Consider the following 22,283-nt stretch of genomic DNA (forward strand, 5'->3'; position numbering starts at 1 on the left):
GCCGACCTCAGCGAGCCGCGACGGCGTCGCGAGCCACCGCGGCGGCGACACTCTGCGAGCTGATGCTGTGCGAGCTGATCGCCGCTGCCGCCGCGCTGTGCGAGCTGATCGCCGCTGCGGCGGCGAAGCCGAACGCGCCACCTGCCACCGCCGGCAGGATGGTGACGCTGTCGCCGTCGGAGAGCTTCGCGTCGAGCGCGCCGAGGAAGCGGACGTCCTCGTCGTTCACGTAGACGTTGACGAAGCGGTGCAGCGTGCCCGCGTCGGTGATCAGCCGGCCGCGCAGACCGCCGTGCCGGGAATCCAGGTCGGTGAGCAGATCGGCGAGCGTGTCGCCGGAGCCGTCGACGACCTTGGCGCCGCCGGTGTAGCTGCGCAGGATGGTGGGGATGCGAACCTCAATGGCCATGATGGGAACTCCTCGATCGGGTGTGCCTACGGTGACGGGACGAGACGGCTGCGGCGCTGACAAGTCAGCGGCCGGAACACTCGTAATCGACCGTCGCCGGGCTCTGCCCGAACATGTAGGACTGGACGGCGTGCGGGTCGACACCGGCCTCCACGACACGGACCGGCTCCTCGGTGACCACGCCGTCGACGATCCGGAACGACCGGATCTCCTCCGAGTCGGGCTCACGGGTCGAGACGAGCAGGTAGTGCGCCCCCGGCTCACCGGCGAAGGAGACATCAGTCCGTGACGGGTACGCCTCGGTGGCGGTGTGCGAGTGGTAGATGACGACGGGCTCCTCGTCCCGGTCGTCCATCTCCCGCCACACGCGCAGGTGCTCCATCGAGTCGAACTCGTAGAAGGTCATCGACCGCGCGGCATTGTCCATCGGGATGTGCCGGGTCGGGGTGTCGCTGCCGATGGGACCGGCGACCACGCCGCACGCCTCGTCAGGGTGATCCCGGCGCGCGTGGGCGACGATCGCGTCGATGATCGACCGGTCGATGCTCAGCACGTGCACCAGCCTAACGCCTGCCGGGCACGGGCCGAAGTGGTGCCGGTCACCCCTAGTCGATCAAGGCGTTGAGCAGCGACTCCTGTAGATACCCGAGATAGGCGTAGACCGAAAGCTGGAACACCCGGCTGGAACCCGGGTCCTCGGCGACCGCGTCGTCCAACTCCTCGCCCAGATCCGTGCCGTCCTTGATCTCCAGGCGGACGCCCATCGCGAGCCGGGCGTCGTTCAGTGCCCGCAACCACGCCTCGGCGGCCTCGGCGTCCAGCCGCACCTCGCCACCGGCGTCGTCCGGCAACGCTGCCAGGATCGCCCCCGCCTGATCGATCTTCGCGGTCTTCAGGTCGCCCTCGGTGTAGCGGCGAAACTCGGCGGTGCCCGGGGCGTCCTGTGGGTAGACCGCCGGAAAGAGCCGACCGACCACCGGGTCGGTGTGGTCGAAGCCATCGGTGAGCAGACCCACCACCTCGGAGGCGACCTTACGCAGCACCCGCACCTCGTCGACGGCGAAGACGGCGACGTAGTGACCCGCCTGGCGATGGAACATGCTCATGATCTGTCCACCGTCGCCCACAGCCCGTACGCGTGCAGCTGCGACGCGTCGTGCTCCATCCGTTCGCGGGCGCCGGTGGAGACCACGGCACGGCCCTTGTGGTGCACGTCCAGCATCAGCTGTTCGGCCCTCTCCCGGCTGTAGCCGAAAAGCTTCTGGAAGACCCAGGTCACGTACGTCATCAGATTGACCGGGTCGTCCCACACGATCGTCACCCACTGCCGGTCGGACGCCGGCACCTCGTCAGTGTCCGGCGTCTCGACCGGTGCAACCTGCGGAGCCGCCATGCCCCCCATCGTGCCACCGGTTTCCCGGAACCGAGGAACCGGAACGCCGGCCCGGCGCGGATCACCCACCCCGGGCCCTCCCGACCCGCCCCGGACGCCATCGGAGGTGGGGTCCGGCCCGGACCCGGACCAACCGGTGGGCGCGCCGTCAGGCGAGCAGAATGCCGTGATCGACTGCATCGGAGAGCACCACGCCCAGCGAGAGGCGGATCACCTCGAACCGTCGGGAGATCTCCCTGGACAACCCCAACTCGACCTCGCGCACCGCCCGTTGTGACCAGGCCCGCGCCGCGCTGTGGTCGCCGTTGCCGGGCGTACGCCACTGCTGCCAACACCCGCCGGAGAGAGCCACCGCAATGGGCGGAAGCACCTCGTCCCGGTAAGCGACCGGATAGCTGGCGGCGGCGTCGATCGCCTCCAGGCCGGTCAACTCGGCCACGCCGGCCGTGCTGGTGATCAACAGCACCTTGTCCAATTCGTGGCCGGGCCGGTGATCGGCCAGGCCGAACTGCACCGCGGTGGCGATCCGGCGTCGCACGCCTTCGTCCGGCGTCGCGCCGAGCACCTGGGACGCGACGTCGGTCATGATGCCGCGCACCGCCTGGTCGCACTGCGCGGTGGCCAACAACGACAACGCCGCCATCTCCCGGTCGAGGAGATCCGCTAGGCCGACACAGCCGACGCCGAACACGATCTCCTGAACGGCCCGAAGGTGGATGTTCGCCAACTCCAGGGCGAGGTGCTGGCGGATCCGCTGAGCGCACGAGCGGGCCTGACGGTCGAGCCGCTCGGACCAGTCACCCGGATCGGCGGCCACGGCGACGCGGCCCTGCTGGCCCGGCAGGACCGGTGGGTCGACGCTGGCCCGCCGCAACCCCTCACGCGACGCCCAACCCACCAACGCCCGCCGCGGGTCGGCGGCGGTGTCGGCGCCGTCGACCGGGAACCACCGCGCGCCGGCCAGCGCCGGCACCGCGGCCAGGAGGGCCGCCCGATGCGCCTCCACCGTCACCGCGACCGCGTCCACCTCGGTCTCCGCACCCCCGACCGGCGGGACGGACGCCCCCGCGCCCTCCGTAGTCGCCGTGCCGTCGGACACCGGAGCCCACCCCGCCGCGCCGGGGGTGACCGCGAAGACGACCTCCACCGAGGTCGGGGCGACTTCGGCGAGCAGGTTCAACTCGGCGGCGGTGAAGGCCTGGTCGGCGGCGATCACGAAGAGCAGCGCGCCAGCTCGGCCCGCCGCTTCGAGCAGCACCCGGGTGCCGGACACGCCGAGGGTGGCGGTGTCCGGAACGTCGACCAGGGTGAAGTGCCGCAGCAGCGGCTGGGGCACGCTCAGCTCGACACGCCGGGGCGGGCGGGCCAACGCCGGACCGGCCGCGTCCCGGTCCGCGCCGTACGAGTGTGGCTGGCGGTAACCGGGCACGAACGCCGCGCGGGTGGGCACCTTGGCGTCGCGCACCACCAACCAGCTGCCCGCCGGCACCGTGAGCATGACCGGGTCGAGCCCGAGCAGGGTGGCGAGCACGGCGCGCCGCTCGGCACCGGCCGGGCCGACGGCGACCACACCGAGCGGCTCGTCCGGGGCGGCGCCCGACACGCCGACCCTGGTGGGCAGAGGGCCGCAGGTGGGTAGGTCGGCCGGGCCGGTCATGTCGCCCGGCGAATCGACCGAGGGGAGAGGGCCCTGCTTCATCAGGTGCCTCCCATTGCAGGTGACCGTGGGTCCGGTCGCGAAAATTCCGGTACGTCAACCCGGATGTCGGAAGACTACGGGCGGGCTGGCAACCGGGCGGAACACCTCGAATACTCACCGGTAATTGTGCGATTACTCAACTTCGCACGGTGACGGTACGGGCGCGGACGGATTCCGGTCGATATGCTGCGCGAATGAGTCGATGGGAGTTCGTCGGCCGCACGGTTGAGCTCAACCGCCTGCTGGAGGCGGTGACCGGTGAGGCCGGCCGTGGGCTCTTCTTCAGCGGCAGCGCTGGCATCGGCAAGAGTCGTCTGCTGCGCGAGGGCGTGGGCGCGTTGCCCACCGACCGGTTCGCGATCTGGTCCATCGCCGCCAGCGCCACCACCGCGGCGCTGCCGTTCGGTGGGCTGGTCCAGGTCCTCCCCGCCGAGCAGCCCCAGGGCCTCTCCCCTGCGGGCATCCTGCGCTGGGCGCTCAACGTGCTGCAACAGCAGGCGGCCGGCCGGCGGATCGTGCTCGCCATCGACGACGCCCACCTGCTCGATCCCCCCTCGGCCGCACTTGTGCATCTGGTGGCCCGTGCCGAAAACGCCACAGTGGTCGGCACCCTGCGCGACGGCGAGCAGATCCCGCTGCCGATCCGCGCACTCTGGACCGACGACCTGGTCGAGCACGTCGAGCTGACCCCGATGCCGCAGGAGGAGACCACCGACCTGCTGGCGGCGATCCTGGGCGGCCCGGTCGACGCCGGCTCCGCCGACCGGCTCGGCCGGCTGTCGGCCGGCAACCCGCTGCTGCTGCGCGAGCTGGTGCACGCCGCCAACGGCAGCGCCGAGTTGAAACGCGCGTACGGGATCTGGAAGTGGACCGGGCGACTGGAACTGGCGCCCAACCTGACCGACCTCATCGACACCCGGGTCGGCAAGCTCACCGACGGCGTCCGCGCGGTCGTCGAGCTGGTCGCGTTCGGCGAACCACTGGGCCTGCACCTCCTCAGGCAGGCCGCCGAACAGTCGGACGTGGAGACCGCCGAGGAACGCGGGCTGATCACCGTCGTGCAGCACGACCGGCGCACCGACGTCCGGCTGGCGCACCCGCTCTACGGCGAGGTGATGCGCCGTCGCTGCCCGGTCAGCCGCACCCGCCGACTTCAGGCGCACCTCGCCGAATTGCTTGAGCAGGTCGGCAAACGCCGACGCGACGACCTGTTGCGGGTGGCCGTCTGGCGACTCGACTCGGGCACCGCACAGGATCCGGCTCTGCTGCTGGACGCCGCGGTGCAGGCGTTCACCCGCTACGACGTGCCGCTGGCGACCCGCCTGGCGCGGGCCGCGCTGCACGCTGACGGCGGCTACGACGCGGCGGAGCTGCTGGCCACCATCCTGATGTTCGCCGACCGGCCCGAAGAGGCGATCGACGTCCTCGACGCGGTCACCCCCGAACCCGGCGACGAGCGGCGGCTCTGCCGCTGGCTGACCGTACGCGGCATGGTCAGCTACTGGGGGCTGAGCCGGGAGTCCACGGTGGAGGAGATCGCAAGCCGCGTCGAGCAGCTCAGCGACTCCGCCGACCGGTCCCGCGTGCACGCCTTCGAGGCGATCATGCGCCTGCACCGACTGGACACGGCCACCGCGGTGCAGCTCAGCCGACGGGTACTGGACCGGCCGGCGGCCGGCGTCGCCGCCCGCGAGCTGGCCCGATCGACCATCGCGTACGTCCAGGCCGCGCAGGGCGAGCTGGCCCGCAGCGGTACGGCGATCGCCCAGGTGCACTCGGCCGCGGCGAGCTGGCGCACCGACATGCCGTACCTCCAGTTGGCCCTGGAGCTGGCCCGAGGCACCCGGCTCATGCTCACCGGCGACCTGGCCGGGATCGACGCGATAGTGGCCGACGAGTTCGCCGACCTCGCCGGAGCCGGCGACTTCCGCCTCGGCACCGGTTACCTGGCCATCCTCCAGGCGTACGCGGCCCGGCTGCGCGGGCAGAGCGACGCGGCCATGCGGACCTCGCTGGGCGCCTGCGCGGTGTTGGCCACGAGTCGGGTCTACGCCGGTCTGGCCCAGGCCGAACGCGCCCAGGCGGCGGCGCTGCGCGGTGACGCCGCGCAGGCGGTTGCGGCGATGGCCGAAGCCGACCGCACCCACGCGCCGGGCATGGCGGTGCTCTACCCGTGGCTGGAGCAGGCCCGGGGTGCGTCGCTCGCCGTCTCGGGCGACCTGCCGGGCGCTGTCAAACACCTCGGTGACCTGGTGGATCGGCTGCGCTCGGACGGCTTCGCCGGGCACGAGGTGCATGTCCTGCACGACCTCGTCCGACTCGACCAGGCGGGCATGGCGGTCGGTCCCACCTGCTCCGACGGTGGTCGGCGCACCGTCGCGCAGCGCCTCGCCGAGCTTTCCGAGCGGGTCGACGGGGTGCTCCCGCCGCTGTTGGCCCGGCACGCCCGCGCCGCGGTGACCGACTCCGCCGCCGATCTGCTCGCGGTCGCCGACGACTACGCCGCCCTGGAGTTGACCGTGTACGCCGCCGAGGCGACCTCCCAGGCCGTCCAGCGGCTGCGTCGGCAGCACTCGGCTGCCGCCAACGACGCCCGGGAGCGCCTCGCCGGGTTGCTCGGGCGCTGTGACCTGATCCGGACGCCGGCGCTCCAGGCCGGTGCGCCAGTGCTCACCGAGCGGGAGTGGCAGGTGGCGCGCCTCGCCGCGCACGGCGCTCCCAGCCGGGCCATCGCCGAACGGCTCTACCTGTCGGCGCGCACGGTGGAGAACCACCTCCAGCGGATCTACGCCAAGCTCGGCGTCACCGGCCGGGCCGAGCTGTGGGCGGCGTTGCGCTCGATCCCGGGCCACGACGGCGGCGACCCGAGCTGAACCTTAGGCTGGGGCGGTGAGCATCCACCGCCCCGCGCTCCTGACCGACCACTACGAGCTGACAATGGTCAGCGCGGCACTGAAGGACGGCACCGCCGACCGCCGGTGTGTCTTCGAGGTGTTCAGCCGCCGGCTGCCCAGCGGCCGCCGGTACGGCGTGGTCGCCGGGACGGCCCGGCTGATCGAGCTGATCCGCGACTTCCGGTTCGACCCCACCGAGGTCGAGTTCCTGCTGCGGACCGGTGTGGTCGACGAGACGGCGGCGGCGTGGCTCACCGACTACCGCTTCACCGGCGACATCGACGGGTACGCCGAGGGTGAGCTGTTCTTTCCCGGTTCACCGATCCTCACCGTCTCCGGCGGCTTCGCCGAATGTGTGGTGCTGGAGACGCTGGCGCTGTCAGTGCTCAACCACGATTGCGCGGTGGCCGCCGCGGCGGCCCGGATGGTGACAGCGGCGCGGGGCCGGACGCTGATCGAGATGGGGTCGCGCCGGGCACACGAGGAGGCGGCGGTGGCCGCGGCGCGGTCCGCGTACCTGGCCGGGTTCCGGTTCACGTCCAACCTCGCCGCCGGCGCGCGCTACGGCATCCCGACGGCGGGCACCGCTGCGCACGCGTTCACCCTGCTGCACGACGACGAGCGGGCGGCGTTCGCCTCGCAGGTCGCCACGCTGGGCAAGGACACCACGCTGCTGGTCGACACGTACGACATCAGCCAGGGCATCCGCAACGCCATCGCGGTGGCCGGGCCGGACCTGCGGGCGGTACGAATCGATTCCGGCGACCTCGCGGTGATCGCTCAGCAGTCCCGGGAGTTGCTCGACTCGCTGGGCGCCACCGAGACCAAGATCATCGTTTCCGGTGACCTGGACGAGTACGCGATCGCCTCGCTGGCCGCCGAACCGGTGGACATGTACGGCGCCGGCACGGCCGTTGTCACCGGCTCCGGGGCACCGACCGCCGGGCTGGTCTACAAACTGGTCGAGGTCGAGGGACGGCCGGTGGTGAAGCGCTCCGAGCACAAGGCCACCATCGGCGGCCGAAAGGTGGCGGTGCGCCGGCACAAGCCGACCGGCACCGCCACCGAGGAGGTCATCGTCCCGCAGGGCGTTCCCGACCGGCAGCCCAACGACCGCCTGCTCCAGCAGTCGTACGTGGTCGCCGGCGAGTCGGTGTCGCTGCCCACCCTCGACGAGTCTCGGGAGCACCTGCGGGAGTGTCTGATCTCCATCCCGTGGGAAGGGCTGAAACTTTCGGCCGGCGATCCGGCCGTGCCGGTCACCGTCGTACCCGCTGGCTGAGGCATCCCCGAGCACCACCGACCAACAGTGCGGAGAGAGGAAACCCCCATGGCCAACGCGCTGATCATCGTGGACGTGCAGAACGACTTCTGCGAGGGCGGTTCGCTGGCCGTCGCCGGCGGCGCAGGGGTGGCCGCCGGCATCTCCCGGTTGCTCGCCGCCGAGCCGGACCGGTGGACGCATGTGGTCGCCACGAAGGACTACCACGTCGACCCGGGAGCCCACTTCGGCGATCCGCCGGACTTCGTGGAGTCCTGGCCCCGGCACTGCGTGGTCGGCACCACCGGTTCGGAGTTCCACCCGGAACTGGACACCGCCCGGGTCGAGGCGATCTTCCACAAGGGCGAGCACGCGGCGGCGTACTCCGGTTTCGAGGGGCATGCCGACGACGGCGAGTGCCTGGCCGACTGGCTGCGCCAGCGCGACGTGGACCGGGTCGACGTGGTCGGCATCGCCACCGACCACTGCGTCCGGGCGACCGCGCTGGACGCCGCCCGGGAGGGTTTCGCCACCACAGTGCTGCTGGAGTTGACCGCCGCCGTCGCCCCGGCGACCACCGACGTGGCCCTGCGCGCCATGGAGGGCGCGGGGGTGATCATGCAGGGTCAGCCTGTGATCAGGGCCGCATGAGGCGCTAATTGGTTGGCCAAGGGGCCGCCGCCGGTCGAAGATGGCGCCGGAGGTACGGACCCACGTGAACATGAAGCCTTACCGGCGGGCGCTCGCCCTGCCCGGTCTGCGGTCGCTGCTACTGGTTGCCGTCCTCGCCCGCATCCCGCTCACCGCGACCGGGGTGACGTTGACCTTCCACGTGGTGCTCGATCTTGATCGGGGCTACGGGGCGGCCGGGCTGGTGGGTGCGGCGGTCACAGTGGGCGCGGCGATCGGCGGGCCGCTGCTCGGCCGACTCGTGGACCGGCGTGGACTGCGCCCGGTCCTGGTGCTCACCGCGATCGCCGAGGCGATCTTCTGGTCCACCGCGCCGACGCTGGCGTACCCGGTGCTCCTGCCTGCCGCCTTCGTGGCCGGTTCCCTGGCCCTGCCCATCTTCTCCGTGGTCCGTCAGTCGATCGCCGCGCTGGTCCCCGAGGACCAACGCCGCCCGGCTTACGCACTGGACTCGATGTCGGTGGAGCTGTCCTTCATGATCGGCCCGGCGCTGGCGGTGGCCCTGGTCACCGCGATCTCCGCGCAGACCACCATGTACCTGGTCGGTGGCGGCATCGTCGCCGCCGGGATCGCCCTGTGGGTGGTCAACCCACCCATCCGGGAGGCCACCGAGCCCACCGGCCCACAACGCCGCGTGCCGCGCCGGGAGTGGCTGACCCCCCGGCTGCTCGCCGTCCTGGCGCTCAGCGCCGCGGCGACCCTGGTGCTCGGGGGCACCGACGTGGCGGTGGTTGCCGTTCTGCGGGCCAGCGGCGAGGTCGGGTGGACCGGCGCGGTCCTGGCCATCTGGGCGGTCGCCTCGCTGGCCGGCGGTTTCGCGTACGGGGCCGTACACCGCTCGTTCTCCCCGCTGGCACTGACCGCCGCGCTGGCAGTGTGCACCATTCCGGTGGGGCTGGGCGGCGCGCACTGGTGGCTGCTGTGCCTGGCGCTGATCCCCGCCGGAGCGCTCTGCGCGCCGACCATCGCGGCCGGCTCGGACGCCGTCAGCCGCCTGGTTCCGGCCGAGGTACGCGGTGAGGCGATGGGTCTGCACGGCTCCGCCGTCACCGTCGGCATCGCGGTCGGTGCGCCGCTCGCCGGCGCGGTGATCGACGCCAGCGCGCCACTCTGGGGCTTCGTGGTGACCGGTGCGCTCGGCGCGCTGGTCACTGTGGTGGTGCTCCCGATCGAGCTGCGCCGCCGCCGCATCGCCGAGGCGGCCACCCCGCCGCCCGCCGAGGCCGACCTCTCCCCCGCCGCCCGCTGACCACCCCGCCGTCGCGCGAAGCTGAAGGTCGGCGTCCCTGCTCTGCCGGAACGACGCATTGCCACACTGGTAGGCGATCCACCTCGACCGCACCGACAGCCGGCACACATGCTGACGGCAGATATACCTGTGAGGCATATTTATGACTCACAGGTATATCGCTCGTCAGCACTACCGTCACCTGGAGATCCGGCCACGCTGGTGCCACGCGGGCCCGGCCGGCAGGGCCAAGCGGATCCAGCCGAAGCAGGCCAACCGGCGGGACCAGGCCAGGGCTAGACGGACCCAAGCCGGGCTGGCCGAGTCAGGCCGGCCTGGCGGACTGGAGCCGAGGCTATACAGCCGTCAGGGTCATCAGGGAAATGCTCCGCAGCCCAGCCGCGCCAAGCAAGGGCAGGGCGGGCAGGGCCGATCCAGGCCGGGCAGGGCGGGCAGGCGGGCAGGCGGAACTGCGGTAGACAGCCCGCCGGTGAGCGACGCGGAGCGGCTGGAACGCGGCGAGACGCGCGAGTGACAGTGGGCTGGGCATGGCGACGGGCGCCGCTCCCGGTGTCCCGGGGGCGGCGCCCGTCGTACTGCTGAGCTGAGCGTCAGTGCCTGTCGGCGTCGCTCGCGGTGTCCTCGCGGTAGCTGGCCCCGCCGTCCGACTCGCTGGTGAGCGGCTTGGCGCCACCCTCCGGCGGGCCGGCCAGGCTCTGACCACCGGCCGCCAACTCCGGGAACTTCGCGTCGAACGCCGGCCGCTCGGAGCGGATCCGCGGCATCCGGTCGAAGTTACGCAGCGGCGGCGGGCTGCTGGTCGCCCACTCCAGCGAGTTGCCGTGACCCCAGGGGTCGTTCACCTCGACCACCGGGCCGGTCTTGTACGACTTCCAGCAGTTGTAGATGAACGGCAGCGTGGAGATACCGGTGATGAACGCGCCGATCGTGGAGATCGTGTTCAGCGTGGTGAAGCCGTCGCTGGGCAGGTAGTCGGCGTACCGACGGGGCATGCCCTCGTTGCCGAGCCAGTGCTGCACCAGGAACGTGGTGTGGAAGCCGATCATGGTGAGCCAGAAGTGCACCTTGCCCAGGCGCTCGTCGAGCATCCGGCCGAACATCTTCGGGAACCAGAAGTAGATGCCCGCGAAGACCGCGAACACGATGGTGCCGAAGAGCACGTAGTGGAAGTGCGCCACCACGAAGTACGAGTCCGACACGTGGAAGTCGATCGGCGGGCTGGCCAGCAGCACACCGGTGAGACCACCGAAGAGGAAGGTCACCAGGAAGCCGACCGCCCAGAGCATGGGGGTCTCGAAGCTGATCTGGCCCCGCCACATGGTGCCGATCCAGTTGAAGAATTTCATACCGGTCGGCACGGCGATCAGGTAGCTCAGGAAGCTGAAGAACGGCAGCAGCACCTGGCCGGTGGCGAACATGTGGTGCGCCCAGACGCTCATGGAGAGCGCGGCGATCGCGACGGTCGCGGCGACCAGACCCTTGTAGCCGAAGATCGGCTTGCGGGAGAAGACCGGGATGACCTCGCTGATGATGCCGAAGAACGGCAACGCCACGATGTAGACCTCGGGGTGCCCGAAGAACCAGAACAGGTGCTGCCAGAGCATCGGCCCACCGGTTGCCGGGTCGTACACGTGCGCGCCGAGGATCCGGTCCGCGGCGAGCGCGAACAGCGCGGCGGCCAGCAGCGGGAAGACCAGGATCACCAGGAGGCTGGTGACCAGGATGTTCCACGTGAAGATCGGCATCCGGAACATGGTCATGCCGGGCGCGCGCAGGGTCAGCACAGTGGTGATCATGTTCACGGCGCCGAGGATGGTGCCCAGGCCGGAGATGGCCAGACCCATGATCCACATGTTCGCGCCGACGCCAGGCGAGTGTTCGACGCTGCTCAGCGGCGCGTACGCGAACCAGCCGAAGTCGGCGGCGCCGCCCGGGGTGATGAATCCGGCGGTCGCCATCGTCCCGCCGAACAGGTACAGCCAGTAGGCGAAGCTGTTCAGCCGGGGGAAGGAGACGTCGGGCGCGCCGATCTGGATCGGCACGATGTAGTTCGCGAACGCGAACACGATCGGCGTCGCGAAGAACAGCAACATGATCGTGCCGTGCATCGTGAAGAGCTGGTTGTACTGCTCCGGCGACAGGAACTGCAGCCCGGGTCGGGCCAGCTCAGCACGCATGACCAGAGCCATCAGGCCACCGATCATGAAGAACGCGAACGCGGTGATCATGTACATGATCCCGATTTGCTTCGCGTCCGTGGTTCGCAGCAGCCGCGCGATGGCCGACCCCTTGACCGGCTCCCGGACCGGCCAGGGCCGGGTCACGACCGGCTTGGGTGCGACGGTGGTCACGAGTGGCCTCCGGTTCTCGGTTGTCCCGCTCGGCACACGCTGTTTATCGGCGGGCCGTCATCCGCAAGGAGGATAGTCCCCGGCAGGTCGCAGCGCCGCGTGGGGTGGCGTGACACGATCTACTACGGGCCTACAGCGGGCCGAGCAGGAGCCGGTAGTGCTCCCCGAAGATCCGGTCGCCGCGTCCGCGCAGCAACGGGTCGCGCAGCGCCGGCGGGACGTCCCTGGTGCGGTTGCGGTCCCGGGTCCGGTCCCGCACCCATCGGGTACGCGGACGGCGACGACTCTCGTACGCCACGAGCGCCGCCTCCACGCTGTTGGCGGCGCGCAGCGACTCGGCCAGCACCACGGCGTCCTCCAAGGCCATGGCCGCACCCTGCGACAGCGTCGGCGCGGTGGCGTGCGCGGCATCGCCGACCAGCAGGACACGCCCCCGGTACCAGCGGCCCAACTCCACCTCGTCGGTGATCCCGACGTGCACCTCGTCGAGGGCCGCCAGCACCTCGGGTACCGGGCCGCGGTAGTCGGCGAAGAGGTCCCGCAGTCGGGCCAGCGGGTCGGCGGGTTCCTCGGTGCCGGCCTCGTCGGCGTAGAGGTGCAGCCGCCCGGCACCGATCGGCACCATCAGGAACCCGGAGCGCTGGCCGAGCAGTGCGGTCCACTCGGTGACCGGTGGACCGTCGCGCAGGACGGCCCGGTAGACCACCTGCCCCACCGGGCGCGGCGGCCCGCCGAGCGCGGCCAGCGCGCGGACCGAGGAGCGTGGCCCGTCGGCGCCGATGACCAGGTCGTACTCGCTGGTGGTGCCATCGGTGAAGGTGACGCCGACAGCGCCCGGGAGCAGGTCCAGGGTGCGGACCTCGGCGCCGTGCCGGACGGCGCCACCGGCACCACTGAGCAGCACCCGGTGCAGGTCGGCCCGGGGCAGCGCCCGGCATTCGCCGACGCCGGTCCAGAGTGCGTCGAGGTCGACCTCGCAGAGTTGCGCGCCCGCGGCGTCGAAGAACCGCTGCCGGCGGATCACCTGCCCGATCGGCCGGACCGGGTCGTGCAGGTCGAGCCGGTGTAGGGCGCGGGCGGCGTTGCCGGGCAGGTAGAGACCGGTCTCGGTGGACTCCCCAGGTGGCAGCTTGTCGGTGACGTCGGGCCGGAAGCCCGCCAGGCGCAGCGCCCGGGCTACGGCCAGGCCGGCGATGCCCGCGCCGACGACGAGGATGCGCAGGGGGGAGCCACCCATGGTGGTGTACGCCTCCGGAGGGGGAGCGGCACGCGTTGGAGGCAACACGCTACTCGGAGCGATCGGCGCACACCAGGCCCAATCGGCCCGCACCCCGCCGCTCGTCGGTGGCCCGCGCCGCTTGGCTGGCCGTCCGTGGCCAGCCGTCCGGCGGGGCATGGCAATCCTCACAATTCACCAGTTCGACGCGGACGGTTGCGCAGCAGTTTCAGACATGTAAATGTGTCGTTGAGCGTGGGAGCGCTCCCGCACTGCCCCACCACATCCGGCGCCCGGCACGCGCCGAGTCGAGGAGTGTCATGAAACGTCAACTTCGGGCCCTGGCCGCCGCCGGGTTGCTGGTCGCCAGTTCGCTGGTGGCAGTAGCCCTCGGAGGCAGCGCCTCCGCCGACACGCAGATCTGCGAACAGTACGGCTCGACAGTCATCGGGGGCCGCTACGTGGTGCAGAACAACCGCTGGGGCACCACCGCCCAGCAGTGCATCAACGCCACCAACAACGGCTTCGAGATCATCACCCAGAACGGCAGCAGCCCCACCAACGGCGCGCCCACGGCGTACCCCTCGGTGTTCCTCGGTTGTCACTACACCAACTGCTCCCCCGGCACGAACCTGCCGATCCAGGTGAGCCAGATCAGCAGCGCCACCAGCAGCATCTCCTACCGCTACGTCAGCGGCGCCACGTACAACGCGTCGTACGACATCTGGCTGGACCCGTCGCCGAAGCGGGACGGGGTGAACCAGATGGAGATCATGATCTGGCTCAACCGGCAGGGCCCGATTCAGCCCATCGGATCGGTCGTCGGCACCACGAACCTGGCCGGCCGCACCTGGGAGGTCTGGCGGGGCAGCAACGGCTCCAACAACGTCATCTCCTACGTCGCGTCGTCGGCGATCTCCAGCCTGAACTTCAGCGTGCTGGACTTCATCAACGACACCCGCAACCGGGGTGCGATCACCAACTCCTGGTACCTGACCAGCATCCAGGCCGGCTTCGAGCCGTGGCAGGGCGGCGCCGGCCTCGCGGTGACCTCGTTCTCGGCAAACGTCAACGGTGGCGGCCAGCCGCCGACCAACCCGACGACCCCGCCGCCGAGCGGTGGCGCGAGCTGCGCCGTGAAGTACACGGCGAACTCGTGGAACAACGGCTTCACGGCCGACGTGCAGATCACCAACACCGGGTCCAGCGCGATCAACGGTTGGACGCTGGCCTACAGCCTGCCCGGTGGGCAGCAGGTCACCAACGCCTGGAACGCCACTGTGAGCCAGAGCGGGTCGACGGTGACCGCCCGCAACACCGGCCACAACGGATCGGTAGCACCCGGCGGCACGGCCAGCTTCGGCTACCAGGGGACGCTGAGCGGCTCGTACTCGTCGCCGACCAGCTTCTCGCTCAACGGGGCAACCTGCTCCCGCAACTGAGCCGACACCACGATGTGCGGGGGCGTGACCTGGTCGGTCACGCCCCCGCACGTCGTTGGTCGCGGGTGAAAGAATCACGCTTAACTATGCATTAATATTATTTGAGTACCTTCCGAACATGTCGGTCAAAGCCCTATTTCGGCACGATGTCCCCTCGTCGATCGTTGTCTTCCTGATCGCCATCCCGTTGTCCCTCGGCATCGCTGCCGCCTCCGGAGCACCCCTGCTGGCCGGGCTGATCGCCGCCGTCGTGGGCGGGATAGTCGCCGGCGCGCTCAGCGGCGCGCCGCTCCAGGTCAGCGGACCGGCGGCTGGGCTCACCGTGATCGTCGCGGGCACCATCGCCGAGTTCGGCTTCGCCGGCACCGCCGCGATCGTGACCCTCGCCGGGCTGCTGCAGATCCTGCTGGGCATCACCCGCCTCGGGCGGGCCGCGCTCGCCCTGTCGCCGACTGTCGTACACGGGATGCTGGCCGGCATCGGCCTGGTCATCGCGCTGAGCCAGGTCCACGTAGCGCTCGGCGGCGCGCCCCAGAGCTCGGCGTGGGCGAATCTCCGCGACCTACCCGGCCAGGTCGCCGACTACCACAGCGTGTCCGTGCTGCTCGGCGCGCTGACCATGACCCTGCTGCTGGTCTGGGCACGGCTGGTCAAGACCACCATGCTGCCGGCGACCCTGGTGGCGGTGGTGGTTGCCACAGTGGTCGCGACGGCCCTCGGTGCCGACGTGGAGCGGGTGAACCTGCCCGCCAACCCCTTGAACGCGCTCACCTTCGCCCGCTGGCCCGATTCACCGCTGTGGGAGGTCCTCCCGGCAGTCATCACCATCGCCCTGGTGGCGAGCGTGGAATCTCTTCTCTCGGCGGTGGCCGTCGACCGCATGCACCACGGCGCACGGGCGAACCTCGATCGCGAACTCATCGCTCAGGGCGCCGCGAACGCCGTGTCCGGAACGCTCGGCGGCCTCCCGGTCACCGGCGTCATCGTGCGCAGCTCAGCCAACGTCGCGGCTGGGGCACGCACCCGCGCCTCGGCCATCCTGCACGGAGTCTGGATCGCCGGGTTCGTGATGGCTGGCGCCGTACTGCTGGAAATGATCCCGATGGCCGTGCTCGCCGCCGTCCTCGTGGTGGTCGGCCTGCGACTGGTGAGCCTCGCCCAGATCCGCACGTACGCCCGGCACCGGGAACTGCCCATCTACGTGATCACCGCGGTCGGCGTTGCCGCGACCGACCTGCTCATCGGGGTCGGGCTCGGCATGGCGACGGCGGTGCTCTTCATGTTGTGGCGGCTTGCCCGGTGCGAGATCCACGTCACCGAGCCGAACTCCGGCAGTTGGCTCGTGTCGATCATCGGAACACTCGCCTTCGTCGCCTCCGGACGACTCACCCGCCGGCTCGCCGCCCTGCCCCCGGGGCAGCACGTCGTCCTCGAACTACACCTGGACTATCTCGACCACGGCGCCTACGAGACCATCCGCGACTGGCAGGCGTCCTACACGCGGTCCGGCGGCACCGTCCAGGTCGACGAGGTACACGGCTCGTGGTTGCACCGTGCGGGCACCGACGGGCTCGGTACCGGCAAACGCACCTCCCCGTGCGTGGCTCGGGGTCGCCAGTCTTCGGATGCGCATGGGCACGTCGCACCGTCCCTCGCAAACCCTCGGGTTCCGTGAAACCAGAACCGTCGTCAGACGCGGGTGAGGCGTACGGCGTCGGCGACGACCAGGCCGGTGGCGTTGCTCCACCGGCTCACGCCCACCCGGTTGGCGTCACCGGCCGGGAGTGTGAACGTGCCGAGGACCCGCCACTGCCCACCGGTGGCCCGTTGGTCGACCCGGACGGTCTGATTGCCGGCGCTGGTGGCGACGATGTACGGGGCGGCGCTGTTGTAGCCGGAGTTCGCCGGCCACCAGGCCTCGACCCGGTAGCTGGCGGTGGCCGGGACGTTGAACCGGTACCACGCGACGTCGCTGGCGGCGACCGGGTCCGCGTAGCGGTAGTCGGCGCCGTAGCGCTGACTGGAGTACGACGACACGCCCCAGTTGGCGCTGGCGGTGAACCGACCGCTGGTGGTGTTGTCGACAGTGGAGGACCAGGCCGTGCCGCCGCCGGCCATTCTCGCCGCCACGTCGGCGCGCATGACGTTCAGGTCGATGAAGGACGGGTCGATCTTGCCGCTGGTGCTGGTCTCCCGGTGGCCCCGGGCGTAGCTGCTGTCCCGGCCGAGCCGGGTGAGCACCGCGGCCGTGGCGGCGAGCGACGCGTTGTACTGCGCGGCGGTCATCTCCTGGTTGACGCCGTTGTAGTCGATCTCCCACCCGACCATCAGGGTGTTGCCGTCACCGGCCGGGATCGGCCCGCTGCCGCCGCTGACCCCGGCGTGGTTGCACCGGCCGGCCGAGATGACGTGGAAGACACCGTTGTAGTCGACGAGCGCCTGGCACAGCGGGCCCGGCAGGTCGGACCGGCCGTTGATGCAGATGCCGAGCGCCGGGTGCGGGTTGCTGGCGCTGGAGGTCGAGGCGGTGTGGTGCCAGAGCACCCCGATCGGGTCGAACGAGCCGGGCCGCATCCGGTTGAGCCAGTCCCCCTCGACCACTACCTGGACCCCGGCGGCGCGCAGCACGTCCACCAGCCAGGGAATGGTCGCCATCAGGCGTCCTGAAGCAGGTCGGCGAGGCACTCGGCCTTCGGCGCGGCGCTCGCGGCGGCGGGTCGGGCGACGACTGTCAGCGCGGCGACCACCAGGGCGGGGATGCCGAGCACCCCACGGCGGGGCAGACGGATGGACGGGGTTCGGGCCATGGCGATCCTCCAGCGACGGCGGGTACGAACGGATCGACGAACGTGATGACGGGGACGCTATACCGTCACGTACGTCGATGTCGATACCCTTCATTGCCGGTTCACGGGTTGAAGGAATTCGCCGATTCAGACCTCGCCGAGCGCGTCGATGTCGCGCATCTCCTCCGCCGTGAGCGAGAAGTGGAAGACGTCGAAGTTGGCGGTGATCCGCTCCGGGGTCACCGACTTCGGGATCACCACGATCTCGTGGTCGATGTGCCACCGCAGCACCACCTGCGCCGGGGACACGCCGTGCGCGCCGGCGATCCTGGTCAGCACCGGGTCACTGAGGTCGCTGGTCTTGAACGGGCTGTACCCCTCCAACACCACGCCCCGGTCCCGGTGCTCGGCGTGCCGCTGCCGGTCGTACAGCGACGGGCTCCACCGGATCTGGTTGACCGCCGGGTTCTCCTCGGTGGACTGGATCAGCTCGTCGATCTCCGCGGTGCTGTAGTTGCTCACCCCTACCGCCCGGGCCAGGTTCTCGTCGCGGGCGGCGAGCAGCTCGCGCCAGAGCGGGATGCTGTCCCCCGGCGACGACGGCGGCCAGTGGATCAGCCAGAGGTCCACGTGCTCGACGCCGAGCGCCTCCAGGCTGGCCTCCAGCGTCGCGCGCTCCCGGCCCACCCGGTCCGGCGGGATCTTGGTGGTGATGAAGAGGTCCTCCCGGCGCAACCCGCTCTCCCGTACCGCCCGGCCGACCTCCCGCTCGTTGCCGTAAACGGTGGCGGTGTCGAGGTGCCGGTAGCCGGTGTCGAGCGCGGCCAGCACGGCGTCGTAACCGGCCTGGCCGGTGGCCTGCCAGGTGCCGAAGCCGAGCAGGGGCATCCGCACGTCACCGGGGAGCAGGGCGGTGGGCTGGTCGGTGAGGTCCATGAGGTCCGTTCTACCCCGCCGCGCCCTCGGCCGCCGAGCGAACCGGACACTCCGGCCTCCAGCGCACCGGTCCGGATTGCCGGAGAATGCTTGTGTGACCGACCGGCTGGACGAGTACCGGCGACGGCGGGACGCGGCCCGCACACCCGAGCCGGTGCCGTCGGCGAGCCCGCCGCCGTCCGGTGCTGACGCCGAACGCTTCGTCATTCAGCAGCACCACGCTCGCAGCCTGCACTGGGACCTGCGCCTGGAGCGCGAGGGTGTGCTCGCCTCGTGGGCGGTACCACGCGGTCTGCCCCGCGATCCGGGTCGCAACCACCTCGCCGTGCACACCGAGGACCACCCGATGGAGTACCTCGACTTCGCCGGTGAGATCCCCTCCGGTGAGTACGGCGGCGGCCGGATGCTGATTCACGACCGGGGCACCTACCGCTGTGAGAAGTGGCGCGACGACGAGGTGATCGTGACGCTCTCCGGTGAGCGGACCGCCGGCCGCTACGTCCTCTTCGCCACCGGAGGACGGGACTGGATGGTCCGCCGCACCGACCCCGCGCCGCCGGGCTGGACGCCGATGCCGGAGGTGGTCCGACCGATGCACACCACGCCCGCCGCCGGGCTCCCCCGCGACCGCGCCGCCTGGGGGTACGAGCTGCGCTGGGACGGCGTCCGGGCGATGGCGTACGTCTCCGGCGGGCGACTGCGGCTGCTCTCCGAGACCGACGAGGAGATCACCGGCGGGTATCAGTGGCTGCGCGCGATGGCCGAGGCGCTCGCGCCCACCGAGGCGGTGCTCGACGGTGTGCTGGTCCGCATCGACGGTGCCGGGCGGGTCCGCCCGGTACGGCCGGCCACCGGCAGCCGGGTCCCCGCCGGCGCCCAGTACCTGATCGTCGACCTGCTGTGGCTGGAGGGCGTGAGCAGCGTCGACGTGCCGTACACGCAACGCCGCGAGCTGCTCGATGGGCTGGTCTTGTCCGGTATGCACTGGCAGACTCCGCCGTGGTTCCCGGGCGCGGGCGACGAGGCCCTGCGTGCCGGGCGGGAACAGGGCCTGCCGGGCGTGGTCGCCAAGCGACTGGACTCGGTCTACCAGCCGGGGCGGCGCAGCCGGCACTGGCTGAGCATCGACGCGGTGTGACGGCGAGGAGCAACGTGTACCTGACTCACCTGGACTGCCCGCGCTGCGGCAAGGAACACGCCGCCGACCGGTTACAGAATCTCTGCGAGTGCGGGTCGCCGCTGCTGGCCCGCTACGACCTGCCGGCCGTGGCGAAGGCGGTCACCCCGGAACGCTTTCCGCTGCGCCCGGCCGACCTGTGGCGCTACCGGGAGGTCCTGCCGGTAGCCGACCCTCGGCACGTCACCACGCTGGGTGAGGGCTGGACGCCGCTGTTGCGGGCTCCGGCGTACGGCACGGAGATCGGCATCGCGGACCTGATGGTCAAGGACGAGGGGCTGGTCCCGACCGGCTCGTTCAAGGCCCGGGGCGCGGCGGTCGGGGTGAGCCGGGCCCGCGAGCTGGGCGTCGAGCGGATCGCGATGCCTACCAACGGCAACGCCGGGTCGGCCTGGGCCACGTACGCCGCGCGGGCCGGAATGGGCGCGACGATCGTCATGCCGCTGGAGGCGCCGACCATCTGCCGGCGCGAGTGCGTCGCCGCCGGTGCCGACCTGCGCCTGATCGACGGGCTGATCGGCGACGCCGGTCGGCGGGTGGCCGAGCTGATCGCGGAGTCGAACGGGGCGATCTTCGACGCCGGCACGCTGCGCGAGCCCTACCGGTTGGAGGGCAAGAAGACGATGGGGTACGAGATCGTCGAGCAGCTCGGCTGGCAGACACCGGACGTGATCATTTATCCCACCGGCGGCGGGGTCGGCCTGATCGGCATCCACAAGGCGCTGCACGAGCTGCGCGAGCTGGGCTGGATCGGCGACAAGCTGCCCCGGCTGGTGGCGGTGCAGTCCACCGGCTGCGCGCCGATCGTGCGGGCCTTCGCCGCCGGCGAGGATCGGGCCCAGCCGTGGGCGGACGCGCACACTGTGGCGTTCGGCATCACGGTGCCGGCCCCGCTGGGCGACGAGCTGATCTTGGCGGCGCTGCGGGAGTCCTCCGGTACGGCAGTCGCCGTCGACGACGCGGACATCCTGGCCGATCTGCGGGACTTCGCCGCCCGGGAGGGGCTGCTGCTCTGCCCGGAGGGGGCGGCCTGCCTCACGGCGGCCCGGCAACTGCGCGCGGGCGGGTGGATCCGGGCCGGCGAACGGGTGGTGGTGCTCAACACCGGTGCCGGGTTGAAGTACCCGGACACTGTCGACGTCTCCGGCGTACCAGTGATGGGTTGAGGTGACGGCGCCCCGCGGACCGGGCGGTACGCGGGACGCCGTCGTGCCGGTCTACTGGTAGGTGATGTCCGAGGGTGAGTAGAGGCAGTTGACGCCGTCGGCGCCCTCGCCGATCTCGGTCGGCTCGCCGCCCTTCGGCACGCCCTTGTACTTCACGCAGATCGACGTCTCCCGGTCCGGGTCGCCGACGATGGTGATCCGGCTGAACCGGGCCGTGTCGCCCCAGTTGGTGTTGATGCCGGCGATCGCGTCGGTGTTCCGGACGATCACGTTGTCGATCACCACGTGCCGCTGGTACGACGTGGAGCAGTTGCCGCAGGCACGGTAGAGCTTGCCGGCGTTCTCCACCCGGAAGTTCTTGATGTAGACGGTGCCCGAGCCGTTGTGCTGGAAGACCTTGTCGCTGGCGGAACGGGCTCCACCGCCGTCGACCGTGTACGTGGTGCCGCCGCGGAAGGTCGCCGCGTCCTCGCCGACGTCCTCCCACCAGACGTTGATCAGGGTGCAGTTGCCCTCGCAGTGCACGCCGTCGCCGGCCGGAGCACCGATGATCACGTTGCGCAGGGTGGCGCCCGCGGCCAGCTCGAACATCGGGTCCTGGCTCTCGCCCTGCCCGCCGTCACCGATGCCGTAGTAGCGCTTGAGCCCACCGTCGAACGAGCCGGAGACCGGGATCGTGGCGTCCACCTTCTGGCTGCCGGTGGGCGTCGGCCAGCCAGCCGGCGGAGGTGTGGTGGTCGGCGGCGGCGTGGTGGTGGGTGGCGGAGTGGTCGTCGGTGGCGGAGTCGTCGGGGTGCCGCCGCCGGACGAGTCGACCGACACGTCGTCGAAGCCGCCACTGGCGTACGCGGTGACCAGGCCGATCCGGCCCGCGCCGGCCAGGCTGTTGCTGCCGGACGCGATCTGGGTGCCGTTGACGAAGCCGCGGATGGTGCTGCCGCTGGTCTCGATGCGCAGGTTGTACCAGGTGCCGGTGCCGACGCCCAGAGCTGCGGAACCGATCGCCGTGACGGAGCTGCCGTTGACCGCCTGGAGTTCGGCCCGGCCCGAGCCGAGCAGGGCCAGCCGGTACATCTTTGTGCTGCTGGTGGAGCGGGCGGCGAGCCCGACCAGGGCACCGGACGAGCCGAAGCTCGTGGGCCTGACCCGGGCCTGCACGGAGTAGTTGGTCCAGCTGGTCTGGCCGGCGAACTGCCGGGCCAGCTCGCTGCCGGCGTTGGACTGGTTGAGCACGCCCGAGCCGTCGACGGCCCAGGTGCCGCCGGACTTGGACCAGCCGGAGGTGTCGCCGTCGGTGAAGTCGTCGCTGAAGACGGTGGCCGCGAAGGCCGAGGTCATGCCGGCGGCGAGGGCCGCAGCGGTCACCCCGGCACCGACCGCCAGCAGGAGTGGTCGGCGGCCGGAGAGTCGTCTTTTCTGCACAGGTGTCCTCCTTGACGCATGTGGTGGTGATCCCTCGGCCGCCGTACCGAGACGTGCTCGCACGGCGTGCTGCGCTGAACGGGATCGGTGTGCGCCCCCGTCGGACGCCCGGATCCGAGGCGGGGTGAGGCGGGTTCAAGACCCTGGGGAAAGGGCTTTCCCGATGCTTCGAGGCTAGGACTGTCCAACCAT

19 protein-coding genes are annotated in these 22,283 nt (G+C 71.0%); 8 read left to right on the forward strand and 11 right to left on the reverse strand.

Going from position 1 to position 22,283, the window contains the following annotated elements; translation table 11 throughout:
• Positions 1–7: 7 nt before the first annotated feature.
• From OG992_RS15010 to OG992_RS15030, 5 genes are all read right to left on the reverse strand, one after another.
• Complete coding sequence (locus tag OG992_RS15010) at positions 8–409, reverse strand: MoaD/ThiS family protein (protein WP_238683414.1); 402 nt, start codon at positions 407–409, stop codon at positions 8–10.
• 64 nt (positions 410–473) lie between these two features.
• On the reverse strand, positions 474–962 hold the full coding sequence (locus OG992_RS15015) for a M67 family metallopeptidase (RefSeq protein WP_308193634.1): 489 nt from the start codon (positions 960–962) through the stop codon (positions 474–476).
• Positions 963–1,014: 52 nt separating this feature from the next.
• The gene (locus OG992_RS15020) at positions 1,015–1,515 is read right to left on the reverse strand and encodes a DUF2017 domain-containing protein (RefSeq protein ID WP_091393575.1); all 501 of its coding nucleotides are present in this window, start codon (positions 1,513–1,515) and stop codon (positions 1,015–1,017) included.
• Positions 1,512–1,802: an ATP-dependent Clp protease adapter ClpS gene (gene clpS / locus OG992_RS15025; RefSeq protein WP_088946433.1), complete on the reverse strand. Its 291-nt coding sequence runs from the start codon at positions 1,800–1,802 to the stop codon at positions 1,512–1,514. The genes OG992_RS15020 and clpS overlap by 4 nt, the downstream gene beginning before the upstream one ends.
• Before the next feature lie 148 nt (positions 1,803–1,950).
• The gene (locus OG992_RS15030) at positions 1,951–3,501 is read right to left on the reverse strand and encodes a hypothetical protein (RefSeq protein WP_266303540.1); all 1,551 of its coding nucleotides are present in this window, start codon (positions 3,499–3,501) and stop codon (positions 1,951–1,953) included.
• A 194-nt stretch (positions 3,502–3,695) separates the two neighbouring features.
• On the opposite strand from OG992_RS15030, the gene OG992_RS15035 reads away from it, so the two are divergent.
• Genes OG992_RS15035 through OG992_RS15050 form a run of 4 tightly spaced genes read left to right on the forward strand, consistent with a single transcriptional unit; the run spans position 3,696 to position 9,595 of the window.
• A complete protein-coding gene (locus tag OG992_RS15035; RefSeq protein WP_238683416.1) occupies positions 3,696–6,374 on the forward strand; it encodes a LuxR C-terminal-related transcriptional regulator in 2,679 nt (892 codons plus the stop codon).
• Between the two features lie 16 nt (positions 6,375–6,390).
• On the forward strand, positions 6,391–7,677 hold the full coding sequence (locus tag OG992_RS15040) for a nicotinate phosphoribosyltransferase (RefSeq protein WP_266303541.1): 1,287 nt from the start codon (positions 6,391–6,393) through the stop codon (positions 7,675–7,677).
• A 48-nt stretch (positions 7,678–7,725) separates the two neighbouring features.
• Positions 7,726–8,307, forward strand: coding sequence for an isochorismatase family protein (locus tag OG992_RS15045; protein WP_112638522.1), 582 nt, complete (start codon positions 7,726–7,728; stop codon positions 8,305–8,307).
• Positions 8,308–8,347: 40 nt separating this feature from the next.
• On the forward strand, positions 8,348–9,595 hold the full coding sequence (locus OG992_RS15050; RefSeq protein WP_238683418.1) for an MFS transporter: 1,248 nt from the start codon (positions 8,348–8,350) through the stop codon (positions 9,593–9,595).
• A 590-nt stretch (positions 9,596–10,185) separates the two neighbouring features.
• On the opposite strand, the gene ctaD is transcribed toward OG992_RS15050, so the two are convergent.
• Entirely contained in the window at positions 10,186–11,946 is a 1,761-nt protein-coding gene (gene ctaD, locus OG992_RS15055) for a cytochrome c oxidase subunit I (RefSeq protein WP_238683419.1), read from the reverse strand.
• A gap of 130 nt (positions 11,947–12,076) precedes the next feature.
• Positions 12,077–13,183, reverse strand: a complete 1,107-nt coding sequence (locus tag OG992_RS15060; RefSeq protein ID WP_238683420.1) for an FAD-dependent monooxygenase — start codon at positions 13,181–13,183, stop codon at positions 12,077–12,079.
• A 299-nt stretch (positions 13,184–13,482) separates the two neighbouring features.
• Here OG992_RS15060 and OG992_RS15065 point away from each other — a divergent pair, with 299 nt between their 5' ends.
• A complete protein-coding gene (locus tag OG992_RS15065) occupies positions 13,483–14,604 on the forward strand; it encodes a cellulose binding domain-containing protein (protein ID WP_266303542.1) in 1,122 nt (373 codons plus the stop codon).
• A gap of 118 nt (positions 14,605–14,722) precedes the next feature.
• The gene (locus tag OG992_RS15070; RefSeq protein ID WP_266303543.1) at positions 14,723–16,279 is read left to right on the forward strand and encodes a SulP family inorganic anion transporter; all 1,557 of its coding nucleotides are present in this window, start codon (positions 14,723–14,725) and stop codon (positions 16,277–16,279) included.
• A gap of 14 nt (positions 16,280–16,293) precedes the next feature.
• On the opposite strand, the gene OG992_RS15075 is transcribed toward OG992_RS15070, so the two are convergent.
• The 3 genes from OG992_RS15075 to OG992_RS15085 all read right to left on the reverse strand — a co-directional run bounded on the left by OG992_RS15075 (position 16,294) and on the right by OG992_RS15085 (position 18,326).
• Entirely contained in the window at positions 16,294–17,259 is a 966-nt protein-coding gene (locus tag OG992_RS15075; protein WP_266303544.1) for an N-acetylmuramoyl-L-alanine amidase, read from the reverse strand.
• A complete protein-coding gene (locus OG992_RS15080) occupies positions 17,259–17,411 on the reverse strand; it encodes a hypothetical protein (RefSeq protein WP_238683424.1) in 153 nt (50 codons plus the stop codon). The genes OG992_RS15075 and OG992_RS15080 overlap by 1 nt, the downstream gene beginning before the upstream one ends.
• 126 nt (positions 17,412–17,537) lie before the next feature.
• Positions 17,538–18,326: an aldo/keto reductase gene (locus tag OG992_RS15085; RefSeq protein WP_238683425.1), complete on the reverse strand. Its 789-nt coding sequence runs from the start codon at positions 18,324–18,326 to the stop codon at positions 17,538–17,540.
• Positions 18,327–18,420: 94 nt separating this feature from the next.
• On the opposite strand from OG992_RS15085, the gene OG992_RS15090 reads away from it, so the two are divergent.
• Both OG992_RS15090 and OG992_RS15095 read left to right on the forward strand, forming a co-directional pair.
• Positions 18,421–19,464 (forward strand): DNA polymerase ligase N-terminal domain-containing protein, encoded by a 1,044-nt coding sequence (locus OG992_RS15090; protein ID WP_266303545.1) that lies wholly within the window; start codon positions 18,421–18,423, stop codon positions 19,462–19,464.
• A gap of 14 nt (positions 19,465–19,478) precedes the next feature.
• Entirely contained in the window at positions 19,479–20,669 is a 1,191-nt protein-coding gene (locus OG992_RS15095; RefSeq protein WP_266303546.1) for a threonine synthase, read from the forward strand.
• Positions 20,670–20,720: 51 nt separating this feature from the next.
• On the opposite strand, the gene OG992_RS15100 is transcribed toward OG992_RS15095, so the two are convergent.
• Complete coding sequence (locus tag OG992_RS15100) at positions 20,721–22,091, reverse strand: pectate lyase (protein ID WP_238683428.1); 1,371 nt, start codon at positions 22,089–22,091, stop codon at positions 20,721–20,723.
• Positions 22,092–22,283 lie beyond the last annotated feature (192 nt).

Source organism: Micromonospora sp. NBC_00362, assembly GCF_026342155.1.
Taxonomy (GTDB): domain Bacteria; phylum Actinomycetota; class Actinomycetes; order Mycobacteriales; family Micromonosporaceae; genus Micromonospora; species Micromonospora hortensis.

What these genes read in the sequence shown, in the direction of transcription:
- OG992_RS15080 (WP_238683424.1), bottom strand. Translation starts at nt 17,411, where the DNA reads ATGGCCCGAACCCCGTCCATCCGTCTGCCCCGCCGTGGGGTGCTCGGC.
- OG992_RS15020 (WP_091393575.1), bottom strand. Translation starts at nt 1,515, where the DNA reads ATGAGCATGTTCCATCGCCAGGCGGGTCACTACGTCGCCGTCTTCGCC.
- clpS (WP_088946433.1), bottom strand. Translation starts at nt 1,802, where the DNA reads ATGGCGGCTCCGCAGGTTGCACCGGTCGAGACGCCGGACACTGACGAG.
- OG992_RS15070 (WP_266303543.1), top strand. Translation starts at nt 14,723, where the DNA reads ATGTCGGTCAAAGCCCTATTTCGGCACGATGTCCCCTCGTCGATCGTT.
- OG992_RS15035 (WP_238683416.1), top strand. Translation starts at nt 3,696, where the DNA reads ATGAGTCGATGGGAGTTCGTCGGCCGCACGGTTGAGCTCAACCGCCTG.
- OG992_RS15030 (WP_266303540.1), bottom strand. Translation starts at nt 3,501, where the DNA reads ATGAAGCAGGGCCCTCTCCCCTCGGTCGATTCGCCGGGCGACATGACC.
- OG992_RS15010 (WP_238683414.1), bottom strand. Translation starts at nt 409, where the DNA reads ATGGCCATTGAGGTTCGCATCCCCACCATCCTGCGCAGCTACACCGGC.
- OG992_RS15045 (WP_112638522.1), top strand. Translation starts at nt 7,726, where the DNA reads ATGGCCAACGCGCTGATCATCGTGGACGTGCAGAACGACTTCTGCGAG.
- OG992_RS15085 (WP_238683425.1), bottom strand. Translation starts at nt 18,326, where the DNA reads ATGGACCTCACCGACCAGCCCACCGCCCTGCTCCCCGGTGACGTGCGG.
- OG992_RS15065 (WP_266303542.1), top strand. Translation starts at nt 13,483, where the DNA reads ATGAAACGTCAACTTCGGGCCCTGGCCGCCGCCGGGTTGCTGGTCGCC.
- OG992_RS15050 (WP_238683418.1), top strand. Translation starts at nt 8,348, where the DNA reads ATGGCGCCGGAGGTACGGACCCACGTGAACATGAAGCCTTACCGGCGG.
- OG992_RS15060 (WP_238683420.1), bottom strand. Translation starts at nt 13,183, where the DNA reads ATGGGTGGCTCCCCCCTGCGCATCCTCGTCGTCGGCGCGGGCATCGCC.
- OG992_RS15075 (WP_266303544.1), bottom strand. Translation starts at nt 17,259, where the DNA reads ATGGCGACCATTCCCTGGCTGGTGGACGTGCTGCGCGCCGCCGGGGTC.